Raw genomic sequence first — 15,868 nt, forward strand, 5'->3', positions numbered from 1 at the left:
TTCTGATTCGTTCAATCGTTCCTGGAACGTTTGTGCCGAACCAAAGCAAAACCTAGCATTGCCAGTGCAAACAAGGCCGGAGTATTTGGTTCTGGTACATCAGCAGTTGGAATAAAAGAATTGGCATAGTCGATGCCGCTGCCGGATGAAGCAGAAAAATCAATCGCTGTACCGTCGGCGAGGGTGACACGATCAATACCACCCCAGTAAAGCGAGTTTCCTAAATCAGCTACCGCGTTGCCTGATGATACGGCGCGTCCATTGCCGATAAAAGTCTGCGCCAACAAACCCATATAAATGTGTGTCGGCATTCCGACAGCCGTATTCGCCACCAGATTGATTCGTCCGCCTTGTGGAAGTGCCTGGTGGTTTCCTTGCTGGGAGGTCACAAGGCTGCCGTTATCCATGACGTCGATACGCTCCCCAAAATTGACGGATGTCGAATTAGCGTAATGGTTGAAGCGCCACTCTGTCCATCCCAGCGAAGCGTCACCATTTCCGAAACCGCTCAGTTGAGTAAAATCCAGTGAAAGAGCGGCGTCGAGCAGAAAGCTATAGTGGATCTGAATAGCCGTACCTGTCGCGAAACTATTGCTGTTAATTTGAAACTGATCACTCCATTGCACAAACGAGGTCGACGACGCAGCTAGTGGCCCGGTCGTGTACGACGAATCCGCAGAAGCTTTGATGACACCGCCGCCTGCAATGCCTGACGCATTGGCGGACACGACGTAGGGCGGAATGGGCTGGCCACCGGCGCCGGTGTTACCTTCAGTACGTGAGCTGATCGAATGAAAAGCAGTATCCTGGTAATTCTCGTTCTTTCCATTGGTCCAAGTACCGGTTGTAAGCTGCATGCTTGGACCAGCGTTTGCAGCACTGCTGACGGTGGACAGCAACAAGAAACCAGCCGCAGCGAATGATACGAAAGATAGAGTTTTCATCTCGCCCCCTAGTTAAATGCCAGGAGTGGAGCAAAAACTATTCCAGATAATCGAATCAGTTACTTGCGAAGCTTTTCCTTGCCGCCTGTAAAATTTTTCGACAGCAACTTACACCCTCAGGCGGCAATGCTCGTGTCTCCTGTACTGGCGGCGGCCAGGTGGCGGTTCACCGCCGACAGCAGCGCGCGGAACGATGCCGTCACGATATTGCTGTCGATGCCGACCCCGAACAGGGTCTGGCCGCTGCCCACCCGCAGCTCGACGTAGCAGGCGGCGCGCGCATCGGCGCCGCGGCCGATCGCGTGTTCGTGGTAGTCCATCACGCGGATGTCGAGGCCGAGCGCGTTGACGAAGGCGTCGATCGGGCCGTTGCCTTCACCCTTCAGGGCCTGGGGCGCGTGGTGGCGCGCCAGGTTCAGGTCGATTTGCACGCCGTGCGCGCTGTCTTCCAGCATGCGGTGCGCGACGTATTCGTAGGGCGTGTCCTGTTCCAGGTACTCGCGCGAGAACAGCGCATGGATGTCGGATGCCGCGACTTCGCGGCCGGTCTGGTCGGCCATGCGCTGCACCGCGCGCGAGAACTCGATCTGCAGGCGGCGCGGCAGCTCCAGGCCGTATTCCTGCTGCAGCAAATAGGCCATGCCGCCCTTGCCGGACTGGCTGTTGACGCGGATGACGGCGTCGTAGCTGCGTCCCAGGTCGGCCGGGTCGATCGGCAGGTAGGGCACTTCCCACAGCGCGTCGGCTTGTTGCACGGCGAAGCCCTTCTTGATGGCATCCTGGTGCGAGCCGGAGAAGGCGGTGAACACCAGGTCGCCCGCATACGGATGGCGCGGGTGCACCGGCAGCTGGTTGCATTCCTCCACCAGCTGGCGCACCGCGTCGATGTCCGAGAAATCCAGGCCCGGGTCGATGCCCTGGGTGTAGAGGTTCATGGCCAGGGTCACCAGGTCGACGTTGCCGGTGCGCTCGCCATTCCCGAACAGGCAGCCCTCGACGCGGTCGGCGCCGGCCATCACGGCCAGTTCGGCCGCCGCCACGGCAGTGCCGCGGTCATTGTGCGGGTGCACGCTGATGACCAGCGCGTCGCGGCGCTCCAGGTGGCGGCACATCCACTCGATCTGGTCGGCATAGACATTGGGCGTGCTCGCCTCCACGGTGGAGGGCAGGTTGACGATCATCGGGTTCCGCGGCGTCGGCTGCCACACGGCGCTGACGGCATCCACGATCTGCTTCGAGAAATCGAGCTCGGTGGTCGAGAAGGATTCCGGCGAATACTCGAGGCCCCATTGCGTCTGCGGATGCTGGGCCACCAGTTCCTTGATCAGCTGCGTTCCCTTCACCGCGATCTGCACGATCTCCTCGCGTTCCATGCCGAACACCACGCGGCGGAACACCGGCGCCACCGAGTTGTAGACGTGGACCACGGCGCGTTTCGCACCGGCCGCCGACGCCACCGTGCGGCGGATCAGCTCCTCGCGCGCCTGGGTCAGCACGATGATGGTCACGTCGTCCGGAATGCGTTTCTCTTCGACCAGCATGCGCACGAAGTCGAAGTCGGTCTGCGAGGCCGACGGGAAACCGACCTCGATCTCCTTGATGCCGATCTTGACCAGCATCTCGAAGAAGCGCAGCTTCTTCTCGGGGCTCATCGGCTCGATCAGTGCCTGGTTACCGTCGCGCAGGTCGGTGCTCATCCAGACCGGCGGCTTGGCGATGACGGCATTCGGCCATTGGCGGTCGGCCAGCGGGACGGCGGGGAAAGGACGGTATTTGGCGGCGGGGTTCTTCAGCATGATCGTTTGCTCCTGGTTTGCGGTACACGGTGCGCCTTGCTAGGCGGGGGGTGTGGCGGCAGGCTGCCGGACGGGCCACGAACGCTAGGCCCGGCAACCGGTCGGTAGCTTTAGCAGCAGACGGACAAGCGCGCGCGAACCTGCTGCCAGGCTGGTGCCGGTAGTGGAGAACGACGAAGTAGGGAAGGCAATCTTGGACATCGGTACAACTCCTGGCTGCTTGTTTGGCCGGCATAGGCGCCGGGACGTACGGGCGTGGATTACGCGCGTAGTAGCAGTAGGGAAGTCGACAGATGCAGGTGGAAGGACATGCGATCCACTCTAAAAGAGGAGTGGGCCGTATGTCAAGGAAAAATTGTGCGGTGCAGAATACTCAGAGCCGCTCCAGCAGCGCCGGCAGCTCCCTGATGAAGGCATCGCGCACCCGCAGCCCGGCACGGCCGCCGGGCTCGCGCTTCGCATCCTGCACCAGCCGCGCGAACACCACCGTGCGCTTGCCGTCGCTGGTCCAGCCCACCAGCCAGCCATGCGGCAGGGCGCCCGGTTCCGAGCCGCTGCCGGTCTTCGCATAGAGATCCCAGCCGTTGCGCAGCCGCGGATAGCGCATCAGCGAGGCCGTCATGTCGACCGCCTTGGCCGACACCGGCAGGGTGCGGTTGACCAGCTTGCGCAGGAATACGGCCTGCTCGTCGGGCGAGATCTTCAGCGAGTTGCCCAGCCAGGCCTGGGTCAGCCCGCCGGAGGCGTCGCGGTTGCCGTAGTCGAAGCGGTCGAGGTAGGACTGGAAACGCTCGGCGCCGACGCGCGTGGTCACCTGCTGCGAGTACCACACCACCGAATGCTTCATCCACGTATCCGGGGCGGTGGCGGTGCGCCATTCCGGCAGCCAGTCCGCGTAGCTTGCGCGGAAAGGCAGCAGCGGGCTTGCCGCGTCCTGCAGGATGCCGCTGTCGAAGCCCATCAGGCTGATCGTCACCTTGAAGGTCGAGGCGGGCGTCACGCGCTGCTCGCACTGGCCGTCGCGCAGCAGCGTCTTGCCGCTCGCGGCATCGACCAGCAGGGTGCAGTGGATCGCGTCCCGGGCTGCTGCCGGAAGCGCGGCGGCGGCCAGCACCAGCGCCATCACATAGTTCTTGTTCATCGCGTCTCCGTCAAACCGGGCAGTATAGCGGTCTTGACGGCCCGCAGGCGCTGCAGGGCTAATGCTGTTATACTGGTCCCAGCGGGTAGGGTATTGCCTTGCCGCTTCCGGTTGCCTCGCTGTGCCCGTGCAGGTGCAAGGCGACATACCGGTCACGCCAGAAAATGGATCCGCATGAGCGGGCTTTTTTCTTCTTCCCCTCCTGGCTGTCCCAGGCCGGGCTCCCCACACGTGGCGACATGCCGCGACTCCCTCCCCACTGTCGACCCGCTGCGCCGGGACGCACCCTTTCCAGGAGCCACCATGGCAAAAGAAGAACTGATCGAAATGAACGGCCTTGTCTGCGAAGTGCTGCCCGAACTGCGTTTCCGCGTCGACCTCGACAACGGACACAAGATGATCGCGTACACCGCCGGCCGCATGAAGAAAAACCACATCCGTATCCTGGCCGGCGACCGCGTGACGCTCGAGCTGTCGCCCTACGACCTGACCAAGGGCCGGATCGTGTTCCGCCACATCGAAACGCGCGGCCCGGCCGCACCACGCCGCGCGCCTCCGCGCCGCCGTTAATACCGGGCAGGCGTGCGCGCCGCCGTCAGGAAGGGTTCATACTCCGGTATGCCTACCTGACGACGGGAGCACGCGATGGACCAGCTACTGTTTTTCCTGGCCGATGGCCTGACAGGGGCTCCGGCATCCGGTATCGTGGCCACCACGCTGCTGACGACGCACGTGACCATCGTCGCCGTGACCGTCTACCTTCACCGCCACCAGGCGCACCGCGCCCTCTCGCTCCACCCCGTCATCTCCCATTTCTTCCGCTTCTGGCTGTGGCTGACCACCGGCATGGTGACGCGCGAATGGGTCGCCATCCACCGCCGTCACCACGCGCACTGCGAACGCGAGGGCGACCCGCACAGCCCGCGCCAGGTGGGTCTGCGCACCGTGCTGCTGCGCGGTGCGGAACTTTATCGCAGCGCCAGCAATGATCACGAAGCGATTGCGCGTTACGCGGCAGGCTGCCCGGACGACTGGATCGAACGCCGCCTGTACAGCCGCTTTACGTGGCAGGGCGTGGGCCTGCTCCTGATCATCGACGTGCTGCTGTTCGGCGTCATCGGCCTGTCGGTCTGGGGCATCCAGATGCTGTGGATTCCCGTGCTGGCGGCGGGCGTGATCAACGGCGCCGGCCATGCCATCGGCTACCGCAACTTCGACTGCCCGGAAGCGGCGACCAACATTCTGCCCTTCGGCCTGCTGATCGGCGGCGAAGAGCTGCACAACAACCACCATACCTTCGCCTGCTCGGCCAAGATGTCGGTGAAGTGGTATGAGTTCGACATCGGCTGGATGTACATCCGGATGCTGGAATGGTTGCGGCTGGCGAAGGCGCGGCCGCTGCCGGCAGCACCCGGCATCCGCTACCGCCACGCCGAAGTCGATGCCATGACCCTGCGCGCCGTGCTAGCGAATCGCGCACGCGTGATGGCGGCGCTGAATGCGCGGCTCAAGCCGGTGTGGCGGCGCGAACTCCGCGCCATCCCGCTCGGCGCCGGGATCGACCGGAAAACCGTCCTGCGCCTCCTGATGCGCGACCCGGGCTACCTGGACGGCGACGAACAAGGACGGCTGGGCGGCGTGCTGGCCGCCAGCGATTCCCTGCGCCGGGTGCAGGCCCTGCGCGAGCAGTTGGCGCAGCTGTGGCAGCGCTCGCTGGCCAGCGAGGAGCAGCTGCAGGAGGCCTTGAGCGCATGGTGCGCACGGGCGGCTGCCGACAGCTGCGCACAGGTGCGTTCGTTCGCCGCCGAATTAAAGAGCTATTCGTAATTCAGCGATAGCAAACGTGACCGGCTTTACTGAGGTGCGCGGCATGCATCTTTCTTCAGGGCGGGGGAAGGATCGCGCGGACGCGCGCACCATTGGCGCAAATCATGGCGCGCATTGGCAAGACGGCCAGGCTTGAGGGCATGCGGCACCTACAAGCCTTCAAGTATGAACTGATGCCAACTGGCGAACAGTCGCGCCTCATGCTCTGCTTCGCCGGCTGCTGCCGCTTCGTGTTCAACAAGGCGCTGGCGCTGCAGCAGGAGCGCCACGCAGTCGCGTTGCCGAAGCTTGGCTACGCCGGCCTGTGCCGCCAACTCACCGCTTGGCGCCACGACCCAGAGACCGCTTGGCTGGCTGAGGCGCCGGCCCAGCCGCTGCAGCAGGCCTTGAAAGACCTGGAGCGGGCATACACCAATTTCTTCGAACAACGCGCCGGTTTTCCAAGGTTCAAGCAAAGAGGACGGCACGACCGCTTCCGCTACCCAGATCCGAAACAAATCAAACTCGATCAAGGCAACGGTCGTATTTTCCTACCCAAGCTCGGCTGGCTGCGCTACCGCAAGAGCCGCAACGTGCAGGGCGAGGTGCGTAATGTGACTCTCAGCCTGTCAGCCGGCAGGTGGTACGTGTCAATCCAGACACAACGCGATGTCGCCCAGCCCGTACCGGCATCGACGGGTGCCATCGGCATTGACGTTGGCATTGTCCGTTTCGCCACCTTCAGCGACGGCAGTTTTATAGAACCGATCAACAGCTTCAAAAGGCACAAGCAGCGTCTGGCGCGTTATCAGAGACGCCTACGCCGCAAGGTGAAATTCAGCAGCAACTGGAAAAAGGTACAGGCTCGTGTCCAGAAGCTGCACGCCCGCATCGCAAACGTTCGCCGCGACTTCCTGCACAAGGCCACCACCACGATCAGCAAAAACCACGCGCTCGTGTGCATCGAGGACCTGCAGGTCAGGAACATGGCAAAATCGGCGCGCGGTACGGCCTCACGGCCTGGCAGGAACGTGAAGCAGAAGACTGCCCTGAACCGCGCCATCCTGGATCAGGGCTGGTATGAATTCCGTCGCCAGCTGGAATACAAGATGGCATGGAACGACGGCCTGCTGTTTGCGGTGCCGCCGCACCATACGAGCCAGACCTGTCCGCAATGCGGGTATGTCTCGCCGGACAACCGGCGCACGCAGGCCCAGTTCCTGTGTATCGGCTGTGGCTACGCTAACAACGCCGACGTAGTCGGCGCAATGAACGTACTTGAGCGGGGGCACCGCTTGCTAGCCTGTGGAGAGACGGCGCAGCTGGGCCGCTCGATGAAGCAGGAACCACCGAAGCGACTGGCAACGAATCGCACAGCGCAGTAGGAATCCGCTTCCATTAGGGAGGGGAGGATGTCAAAATGTTGCTATTCTAAAAACAGCTGAGCGACGATCCATGGCCCATATCCATCCTGCCGGCTGGCGCGAGATGTCCGTCACCGGTGCCGCCGCGCGTGAAATCGAAACCCTGGCGCTGCTCGAGAAGCGCCTGTCCGACACCCCCTACGAGATCTACCACGGCGTCCACTGGACCAATGTCGAACACGGGTTCTCGGCCTACGGCGACATCGACTTCATCATCCTGGCGCCGAACGGCAGGCTGCTGCTGATCGAGCAGATCGCCGGCTTCCTGAACGAGAGCCGCGACGGCCTGGTGAAGAACTACCAGGGCAAGCCGCGCAAGATCCGCCACCAGATCCTGCACACCATCGAAGGCTTCGCCAAGCGCTACCAGGGCGAGCTGTCGATCGACTACCTGCTGTACTGCCCCGACTACATCGTCAAGGACCCGCAGCAGGCCGGCATCGACCCCAGCCACATCATCGACGCCACCACCAAGGGCCAGCTGGGCGCGAAGATCCGCGAGATCCTGCCGCTGACGCCGCGCACCGAGGACTTCGACCGGGTCACGCGCTACCTCGGCGACACCCTGAGCCTGCGCCCCGACCCGAGCTCGATGATCGGCTGCGCCACCCAGATGGTGACGCGCCTGTCGGGCGGCCTCGCGACCTGGGCGCGGCGCCTCGAGGTTACGCCTTACCGCCTGCGCGTGATGGGCACTGCCGGCAGCGGCAAGACCCAGCTGGCGCTGGCCGAATACACGGCCGCCATCGACGCCGGCCTGCGCCCGCTCTATGTCTGCTTCAACCGCCCGCTGGCCGACCACATCGAGCGCCTGGTGCCGGCGGGCGGGCGCGTCGCCAACTTCCATGAACTGTGCGACGCCTGGCTGCGTGCCCAGGGCAGGACGCCCGACTACGGCTCGCCCACGGTCTGGGCCGAGATCGAAGGCTCCCTGGCTTCGGCCGACCTGCCCGAGACCTGGCAGTACGACGTCGTCATCGTCGACGAGGGCCAGGACTTCTCGGCCACCTGGCGCGACATCGTGCTGCGCATGCTGAGGGAAGGCGGGCGCGCCATCTGGCTGGAAGACCCGGACCAGAACCTGTACGGCAAGGAGAGCGTGCCGCTACCGGCCTGGGTGGTGCTGCACTCGAACACCAACTACCGCAGCCCGCGCCAGATCGTGCAGATGCTCAGTTCCATCGGCGCGGTGAGCCAGCCGGTGGAGGCGGGCAGCCCTTTCAAGGGCGCCGACATCGAGGAGCTGACCTACCCTGAAGGCGATACCGAGGCGATGCTGGGGCAGACCCGGCGCGCCGTCACGACCTGCCTGGCCGCCGGCTTCCAGCGTCAGGACATCGCGATCTGCTCCTTCCGCGGGCGCGAAAAATCGGCCATCCTCAAACTGGACAAACTGAGCGACGCCCACACGCTGCGCTCCTTCACCGGTGCCTACGACCTGTTTGGCAACCCGGTGTTCCGCGAGGGCGGGCTGCTGGCGGAATCGGTGTACCGCTTCAAGGGACAATCGGCGCCGGCGCTGATCTTCACCGAGATCGATTTCGAAGAGATGGACGAGCTGACGCTGAGGAAACTGTTCGTCGGCATGACACGCGCGCGCCTGAAACTCGTGCTGGTGATGAGCGAGCGCGCATCGGTGCAGATCCTGGACCGGATGTGACGGCGGCCGACAACGCATTTCATGCAAGGCTCATGACGAATCCCTGCAGCGGGGCCGCGGGCGCGTGCTAGCATCTGCTGATCGGACTCTCGGAGAGGCGTTCATGAAGAAGCACGAAGTCAACACCGCGGCGCGCAGGCGCCTGCGCCTGGTATGTGCATCCGCGGCCATGCTGCTGCTGGCCGCCTGCGGCGACCATCCGCCGGCGGACGACGGCGACGACAAGCCGCCGCCGTCGCAGGCCGCCATCAGCATCGTCGCGGGCAGCGCTACCGAAACCGGCAGCACCAATGCCACCGCTGATGCGGCACGTTTCAATGATCCGCGCGGCATCGCCATCGACGCCGCCGGCAACCTGTACGTGGCCGACACCGGCAATCAAACGATCCGCAAGATCACGCCGGCCGGCGTCGTCACTACCCTGGCCGGCGCCGCCAACCCGAACAACGCCATCATCGACGGAGCCGGCGACCGCGCACGCTTCGCCGATCCCACTGCGCTGGCGATCGACGGCAGCGGCACCCTTTTCGTCACCGACGCCTTGCGCATCCGCAGCGTGGCCGGCAGCGGCCAGGTGGGCACCGTGGCCACCATTCCGGTCGGCCCCAACGTCGACAGCCGCAGCATGATGGCGATTGCCGCCAGAGGGATCGCGGTCGACGCACGCGGCCATTTGCTGGTCACGAATGGCTTCAGCACACGCCGCATCGTGTCTGGCGGCACGGCCATGCTGGAGGGCGTGGAGGTGATACAGGACCTGTTCGGCACGCGCATCGCCGAGGCGCGTGGGGTGGCGACCGACAGCAGCAACAACGTCTATGTGTTCGATTTGCAGCGCAGGATCAGCCGGACCAACAATGCCACGATCGCCACCATGAATGTCCTTACGCCGCTTGCCGGCACGGCCGGCGGCGCTCGCGGTGCGGCGAACGGAACGGGAGCCGCGGCCAGCTTCGAAGACGTGGTGGCGCTGACGGTCGACCCGCAAGGCAATGTCTATGCGGCCGACGCAGTCAACAACCTGGTGCGCAAGATCACCCCGGCCGGCGTGGTGACGACGATCGCCGGCACCACGCGCGCCACGGCGCTGCAGGCGGGGAACCTGCCGGGCAGCCTGGCGGCCATCCGGGGCATCACCAACGACGGCAAGGGCAACTTGTACGCGACCTCGGGTAACGCGATCATCAAGATCAAGTTGCCCTAAGCCAGTCGAGTTATTTGCCGATGGCTGCGGTGGCGACGCCCTGCGCCACGCTGTTCTTGCTGGTCGTGGTGGTGAGCGCGAACAGCGGCTTGCGCGGCGATTTATCGGTGGTCCATTCATAGGCAACGGTGCTCTTGACGCCGTCGGGGCCCTTGTCCGAGGTATTACGCTTGCGCTCGCTGCGGAAGGGTTCCGGGGCCTTGCCCACCGTCTTTTCGAACATGGCCTGGACCGTGGTGGCCGGCACTGTCTTGGCGTACAGCGCGCACAAATTCTTGTCTGAATGGACGACCAGGATGAACTGGCCGTGCTGGCTCGGCACGGACCAGGCATTGCCCTTGGCGCCCTGCAGGAACATGGCTGCGGCTTCCGCAGGCAGCTGGGGAAACGCCTTCAGCTCGTTGCGCAGGCCGTCGAAGTCGTGCAGGTACTTCAGGCAATGCTTGGAATAGATATCCATGAAGGCGGCGGCCTGCTGTTCAGGCGCCGCAATAGCGATTGACGATAGCAAGGTTCCTCCCAGGATAGTGGCGGCTTGACGAAGAAGTCGCATAGGTTTCGTGCTCCGGCTGGTTTCTGGTACGTCTTACTATAGCAACTCAGCCCTGAAATCACGGGTTGCCTAAGGCAAACGTACGCGAGGATGTACCACATGGCACGCGTCTACAAGAAGCTGGATTTTCCGACTGAAAAGGAATTGAGCTCCACGTTTGAATCGCGCAACTCATCGTCTAGCGATGAGAATATCTTTCCCGTTATCAATTTCGTTTGGTAGCATCTCGAGATGAACGATCTCTCTGCTACTGGACTGACTCCTCCACGGATCCGTCGCCGCCAAACCCTGGCCCTTGTACTGCTGGTGATTACCGGCGTCATCAACTACCTCGACCGCGCCACCCTGGCCGTCGCCAATGAGTTCATCCGGGCCGACCTCGACCTCTCGCTCGGGCAAATGGGTCTGCTGCTTTCGGCCTTCTCCTGGAGCTATGCGCTCTGTCAGCTTCCAGTCGGCGCGCTGGTCGACAAGATCGGGCCGCGTTGGCTGCTTGGCGCGGGCCTAGTCCTGTGGTCACTGGCGCAAGCCGCGGGCGGGCTGGTATCGACCTTTGGCTGGTTCGTGCTCGCACGGGTCGTGCTCGGTATCGGCGAGGCGCCGCAGTTCCCGGCGGCAGCACGGGTGGTGAGCAACTGGTTCCCGATCAGGTCGCGCGGTACGCCGACGGGGATCTACAACTCGGCATCGCCACTGGGCTTTGCGCTCGCGCCACTGTGCCTCTCCCCGCTGATTGCCGCGACCAGCTGGCATTGGGCATTCTTCGTCACCGGTGCGCTCGGCATCGTCGCGGCCGTTGTCTGGGTGATGCTGTATCGCGACCCGGTGCGCGAACAACTGTCCGAGGCCGAGCGTGCCTACCTGGACGAAGGGCAGAGCCTAGAGCCCGCGCCGACAACGGATTTCGCGGCCTGGCGCGCGCTGTTCCGCCAGCGCGCTACCTGGGGCATGATGCTCGGATTCTTTGGCTCGGTTTATCTGAACTGGGTCTTCCTCACCTGGCTGCCGGGTTACCTGCGGACCGAACGCCACATGGACGTGGCCTACGTCGGAATCGCAGCCACGATCCCCTTCCTGTGCGGCTTCGCCGGCGCCCTGGTGGCAGGTTGGGCTTCTGACCGGATTACCCGCCGTGCGGCGTCGACGGTATTGGGCCGCCGCACGGCGGTGGTGCTGGCGATGCTGGGCATGGTGGCGTTCACGATTCCGGCTGCCCTCGTCGAGAGCAATACCGCGGCCATCGCCTGCATCTCGGTCGTGATCTTTCTGGCCAACGCGGCGTCGGCCTGTTCGTGGTCGCTGGTTACCGCAGTGGCGCCGCGCAGCCGCGTGGCTTCGCTCGGGGCGATCCAGAACTTCGGTGGATTCATCGGTAGTGCGCTGGCACCGATCTTCACCGGCTATATCGCGCAAAGCTGGTCCTTTGTACCTGCCTTGCTGACGGGGGCGGGCATCGCTTTCATCGGTGCGATGTCCTACCAGTTCCTGGTTGTCAGGCCGATCCCCGAGCAGGAATGAGCGACTTTCGCTTCTGATCGGTCATGAAGCGCTTGAAAATAAAAACGGCCTCGTAAGAGGCCGTTTTAACGTAAAGCGAAGAACGCTTAGACGTCGATATTCCCCGCCCGCAGCGCATTGGCCTCGATGAAGTTACGACGCGGCTCCACTTCATCACCCATCAGCGTGGTAAAGATCTGGTCCGCCGCAATCGCATCCTCGATCTGCACCTTCAGCAGGCGGCGCACGGTCGGATCCATCGTGGTCTCCCACAGCTGCTCCGGATTCATCTCGCCCAGACCCTTGTAACGCTGCTTCGACACGCCGCGTTCCGCTTCTTCACGCAACCAGATCATGGCTTCGTGGAAGCCGCGCACCGCGAATTCCTTCATCTTCTCGCCTTCGCCGCGGCGCATGATGGCGCCTTCGCCCATCAGGCCCTGGAAGGTGGCAGCAGCATTGGCCAGCACGGCGTAGTCGTTGCTCTGCACGAAGTCGGCGTCGATCGAGGTGACGTTCACGTTACCGTGGCGCATGCGCTCGATGCGCAGCGCGTGCTTTTCCGACAGCTCGTCCGAACGCACCACAACCTTCACCGCCGGATCGTTGATCGCCGCTTCCATCGCCTTGGCCGAAGCCGCGGCGTCTTCCAGCGTGGTCATTTGCAGCGTCACGCCGCTCATGATCGCGGTCAGCGCCGCGCGGTCGATCACGCGGGTCAGGCGCATCATGATGGCGTTGGCCAGGTTGTACTGCTGCACCAGCGCGCTCAGGCCTTCGCCGGTGATCGGCTCGGCGCCTTCGCGCGGGATCAGCGAGGCGGTGTTCAGCGCAACTGTCATCATGTAGCTCGCTTCCTCGACGTCGTCCTTCAGGTAGCGTTCGTCGCGGCCGGACTTCACCTTGTACAGCGGCGGCTGGGCGATGTAGATGTGGCCGCGTTCCACCAGCTGCGGCATCTGGCGGTAGAATAGGGTCAGCAGCAGGGTACGGATGTGGGCGCCGTCGACGTCTGCGTCGGTCATGATGATGATGCGGTGGTAGCGCAGTTTGTCGACGTTGAATTCGTCCGGGCCGATCGAGGTGCCGAGGGTCGCGATCAGGGTGGTGATCTGCTCCGACGACAGCATCTTTTCGAAGCGCGCCTTTTCCACGTTCAGCACCTTGCCGCGCAGCGGCAGGATGGCCTGGAACTTGCGGTCGCGGCCCTGCTTGGCGGAGCCGCCTGCGGAGTCACCCTCGACGATGTACAGCTCGGCCAGCGCCGGGTCGCGTTCCTGGCAGTCGGCCAGCTTCGAGGACAGGCCCAGGCCGTCCATCACGCCCTTGCGGCGGGTCAGGTCGCGCGCCTTGCGTGCCGCTTCGCGCGCACGGGCCGCTTCGACGATCTTGCCGCAGATGATCTTGGCGTCGTTCGGCTTCTCCATCAGGAAGTCGGTCAGCGTCTTGGCGACGATTTCTTCCACCGGGCCGCGCACTTCCGACGACACCAGCTTGTCCTTGGTCTGCGACGAGAACTTCGGCTCCGGCACCTTCACCGACAGCACGCAGGTCAGGCCTTCGCGCATGTCGTCGCCCGAGATCTCGACCTTCGCCTTCTTGGCGAAGTCGTTCTCGTCGATGTACTTGTTGATCACGCGCGTCATCGCCGCACGCAGGCCGGTCAGGTGGGTGCCGCCGTCGCGCTGCGGGATGTTGTTGGTGAAGCACAGCACCTGTTCGTTGTAGGCGTCGTTCCACTGCATCGACACGTCCACCGAAATGTTGGTGCCCTGGTCCGACAGGCGGTCGCCGGTGGCCTGGAACACGGTCGGGTGCAGGACGGTCTTGGCCTTGTTGATGTACTCCACGAAGCCGCGGGTGCCGCCTTCGAAGGCGAACACTTCTTCCTTGCCGCTGCGGTGGTCGCTCAGCTTGATATTGACGCCGTTGTTCAGGAACGAGAGTTCGCGGATACGCTTCGACAGGATCTCGTAGTGGAATTCGACGTGGGTGAAGATTTCTTCGTCGGCCCAGAAGTGCACCTCGGTGCCGCGCTTGTCGGTCTCGCCGATCACCTTCATCGGGGAGACTTCGACGCCGTCGACGACCTCGATCAGGCGGTCGATCGGGACGCCGCGCACGAATTCCAGCTGGTGCACCTTGCCTTTTTGGCGCACGGTCACGCGCAGCAGCTTCGACAGCGCGTTCACGCACGAGACGCCCACGCCGTGCAGGCCGCCGGACACCTTGTAGGAGTTCTGGTTGAACTTGCCGCCGGCATGCAGTTCGGTCAGGGCGATCTCGGTCGCCGAGCGCTTTGGCTCGTGCTTGTCGTCCATCTTGACGCCGGTCGGGATGCCGCGGCCGTTGTCGGTGATCGAGATCGAATTGTCGGAGTGGATCGTGACGTGGATCTCGGTGCAGTAGCCGGCCAGGGCCTCGTCGATCGAGTTGTCGAGCACCTCGAACACCAGGTGGTGCAGGCCGGTGCCGTCCGAGGTGTCGCCAATGTACATGCCCGGACGCTTGCGCACCGCTTCCAGGCCTTCCAGGATCTGGATCGAGGACGCGCCGTAGTCGTCCGCTTTAGGGACGGGGGTCATTTCTGGTTGGGTATTCTCGGACATGGACTGCTTTCTATAAAACGGGTAATCCAAGGCTGCTTGCAGCCCGTGCCGCCACGCCGGCCTGGGCCGGCGTGGCGGTGAGTACTATTCTTTAGCTCAGATACGCATCGGCATGACGACATACTTGAAGTCGCCATTGTGGGGAATCGAGATCAGTGCCGACGAGTTCGAATCGCCCAGCGCGATGTTCACCTGGTCGCACTTGAGGTTGTTCAGCACGTCGAGCAGGTAGGTCACGTTGAAGCCGATGTCGATGGTGTCGCCGCCGTAGTCGATCTCGAGTTCTTCGACCGCCTCTTCCTGGTCGGCGTTGGTCGAGCTGATCTTCATGACGCCCGGCTCGATGATGCAGCGCACGCCCTTGAATTTGTCGCTGGTCATGATCGCAGCGCGCTGTAGCGAACGCAGCAGCTCATCGCGGCCGATCGTGAACTCGTTCTTGTAACCCTTCGGGATCACGCGGGTGTAGTCAGGGAACTTGCCCTCGACCAGCTTCGAGACCAGCTCGATGTCGGCGAAGGTCAGCTTCACCTGCGAGGCGGCGATGTCCAGGCGCACTTCCTCGTCGCTTTCTTCCAGCAGGCGCTGCAGTTCGATGATGGTCTTGCGCGGGATGATCACTTCCTGGCGCTCGAAGGACTGCTCGGTCTCCACCTGGCAGAAGGCCAGGCGGTGGCCGTCGGTCGCCACGGCGATGATGTTCTGGCCGTCCAGCACCAGCAGCAGGCCGTTCAGGTAGTAGCGGATGTCCTGCTGGGCCATCGAGAAATGCACCATGTTGAACAGGTGCTTCAGCGTCTTCTGCGGCAGGGTCACCGAGGCGTTGTAGGTGTCGGCCACCGACACGGTCGGGAATTCTTCCGCGGCCAGGGTCTGCAGGGCGAAGCGCGACTTGCCGCTCTGGACGGCCAGGCGCTTGTTCTGCAGGGTCATGGTAACGTCGCCCGACTCCGGCAGCGCGCGCAGGATGTCGAGCAGCTTGCGGGCCGCCACCGTGGTGCCGGTCACGTCATCGCCCGAGCCGATGTTGGCGAGCGTGGTGATCTGCACTTCGGTGTCGGTCGAGAGGAACGAGACGCTTTCACCGTCCTTGCGAATGAGGATATTGGCCAGAATCGGCATAGTGTGCCGACGCTCGACAATACCGCTCACGATCTGCAGTGGCCGGAGAAGCGTGTCTCGGGTGGTTTTGACCAGTTGCATAGATATCCTCAAATAATTATTAATGTATTTA

At 63.4% G+C, this 15,868-nt stretch carries 12 protein-coding genes; 6 read left to right on the top strand and 6 right to left on the bottom strand.

Annotated elements, in window-relative coordinates:
• Positions 1-11: 11 nt before the first annotated feature.
• The 3 genes from AC56LK_RS20995 to AC56LK_RS21005 form a co-directional block, all read right to left on the bottom strand.
• Positions 12-944, bottom strand: a complete 933-nt coding sequence (locus AC56LK_RS20995) for a PEP-CTERM sorting domain-containing protein (RefSeq protein WP_497186420.1) — start codon at positions 942-944, stop codon at positions 12-14.
• Between the two features lie 116 nt (positions 945-1,060).
• A complete protein-coding gene (leuA, locus tag AC56LK_RS21000; protein WP_497186451.1) occupies positions 1,061-2,743 on the bottom strand; it encodes a 2-isopropylmalate synthase in 1,683 nt (560 codons plus the stop codon).
• A gap of 370 nt (positions 2,744-3,113) precedes the next feature.
• The gene (locus AC56LK_RS21005) at positions 3,114-3,881 is read right to left on the bottom strand and encodes a penicillin-binding transpeptidase domain-containing protein (protein WP_497186421.1); all 768 of its coding nucleotides are present in this window, start codon (positions 3,879-3,881) and stop codon (positions 3,114-3,116) included.
• A 303-nt stretch (positions 3,882-4,184) separates the two neighbouring features.
• On the opposite strand from AC56LK_RS21005, the gene infA reads away from it, so the two are divergent.
• The 5 genes from infA to AC56LK_RS21030 all read left to right on the top strand — a co-directional run bounded on the left by infA (position 4,185) and on the right by AC56LK_RS21030 (position 9,975).
• Positions 4,185-4,451 (top strand): translation initiation factor IF-1, encoded by a 267-nt coding sequence (infA, locus tag AC56LK_RS21010; protein WP_436103876.1) that lies wholly within the window; start codon positions 4,185-4,187, stop codon positions 4,449-4,451.
• A 75-nt stretch (positions 4,452-4,526) separates the two neighbouring features.
• Entirely contained in the window at positions 4,527-5,708 is a 1,182-nt protein-coding gene (locus AC56LK_RS21015; protein WP_497186422.1) for a DesA family fatty acid desaturase, read from the top strand.
• 140 nt (positions 5,709-5,848) lie between these two features.
• Complete coding sequence (locus AC56LK_RS21020; RefSeq protein WP_497186452.1) at positions 5,849-7,072, top strand: RNA-guided endonuclease InsQ/TnpB family protein; 1,224 nt, start codon at positions 5,849-5,851, stop codon at positions 7,070-7,072.
• 70 nt (positions 7,073-7,142) lie between these two features.
• Positions 7,143-8,771 carry an ATP-binding domain-containing protein gene (locus AC56LK_RS21025; RefSeq protein WP_497186423.1) on the top strand — a complete coding sequence of 543 codons (1,629 nt, stop codon included), beginning with the start codon at positions 7,143-7,145 and terminating at the stop codon, positions 8,769-8,771.
• A 103-nt stretch (positions 8,772-8,874) separates the two neighbouring features.
• Entirely contained in the window at positions 8,875-9,975 is a 1,101-nt protein-coding gene (locus AC56LK_RS21030) for an NHL domain-containing protein (RefSeq protein WP_497186424.1), read from the top strand.
• 10 nt (positions 9,976-9,985) lie between these two features.
• On the opposite strand, the gene AC56LK_RS21035 is transcribed toward AC56LK_RS21030, so the two are convergent.
• Entirely contained in the window at positions 9,986-10,435 is a 450-nt protein-coding gene (locus AC56LK_RS21035) for an NMCC_0638 family (lipo)protein (protein ID WP_497186425.1), read from the bottom strand.
• A 324-nt stretch (positions 10,436-10,759) separates the two neighbouring features.
• Between AC56LK_RS21035 and AC56LK_RS21040 the strand changes: the two genes are divergently transcribed.
• A complete protein-coding gene (locus tag AC56LK_RS21040) occupies positions 10,760-12,046 on the top strand; it encodes an MFS transporter (protein WP_497186426.1) in 1,287 nt (428 codons plus the stop codon).
• 86 nt (positions 12,047-12,132) lie between these two features.
• Here the strand turns inward: AC56LK_RS21040 and gyrB are convergent, their stop codons facing one another.
• Positions 12,133-14,634, bottom strand: a complete 2,502-nt coding sequence (gene gyrB, locus AC56LK_RS21045; protein ID WP_497186427.1) for a DNA topoisomerase (ATP-hydrolyzing) subunit B — start codon at positions 14,632-14,634, stop codon at positions 12,133-12,135.
• Between the two features lie 96 nt (positions 14,635-14,730).
• A complete protein-coding gene (gene dnaN, locus AC56LK_RS21050; protein ID WP_497186428.1) occupies positions 14,731-15,837 on the bottom strand; it encodes a DNA polymerase III subunit beta in 1,107 nt (368 codons plus the stop codon).
• Between the last annotated feature and the right edge of the window lie 31 nt (positions 15,838-15,868).

Source organism: Telluria sp. ZB4P36 (assembly GCF_059685865.1).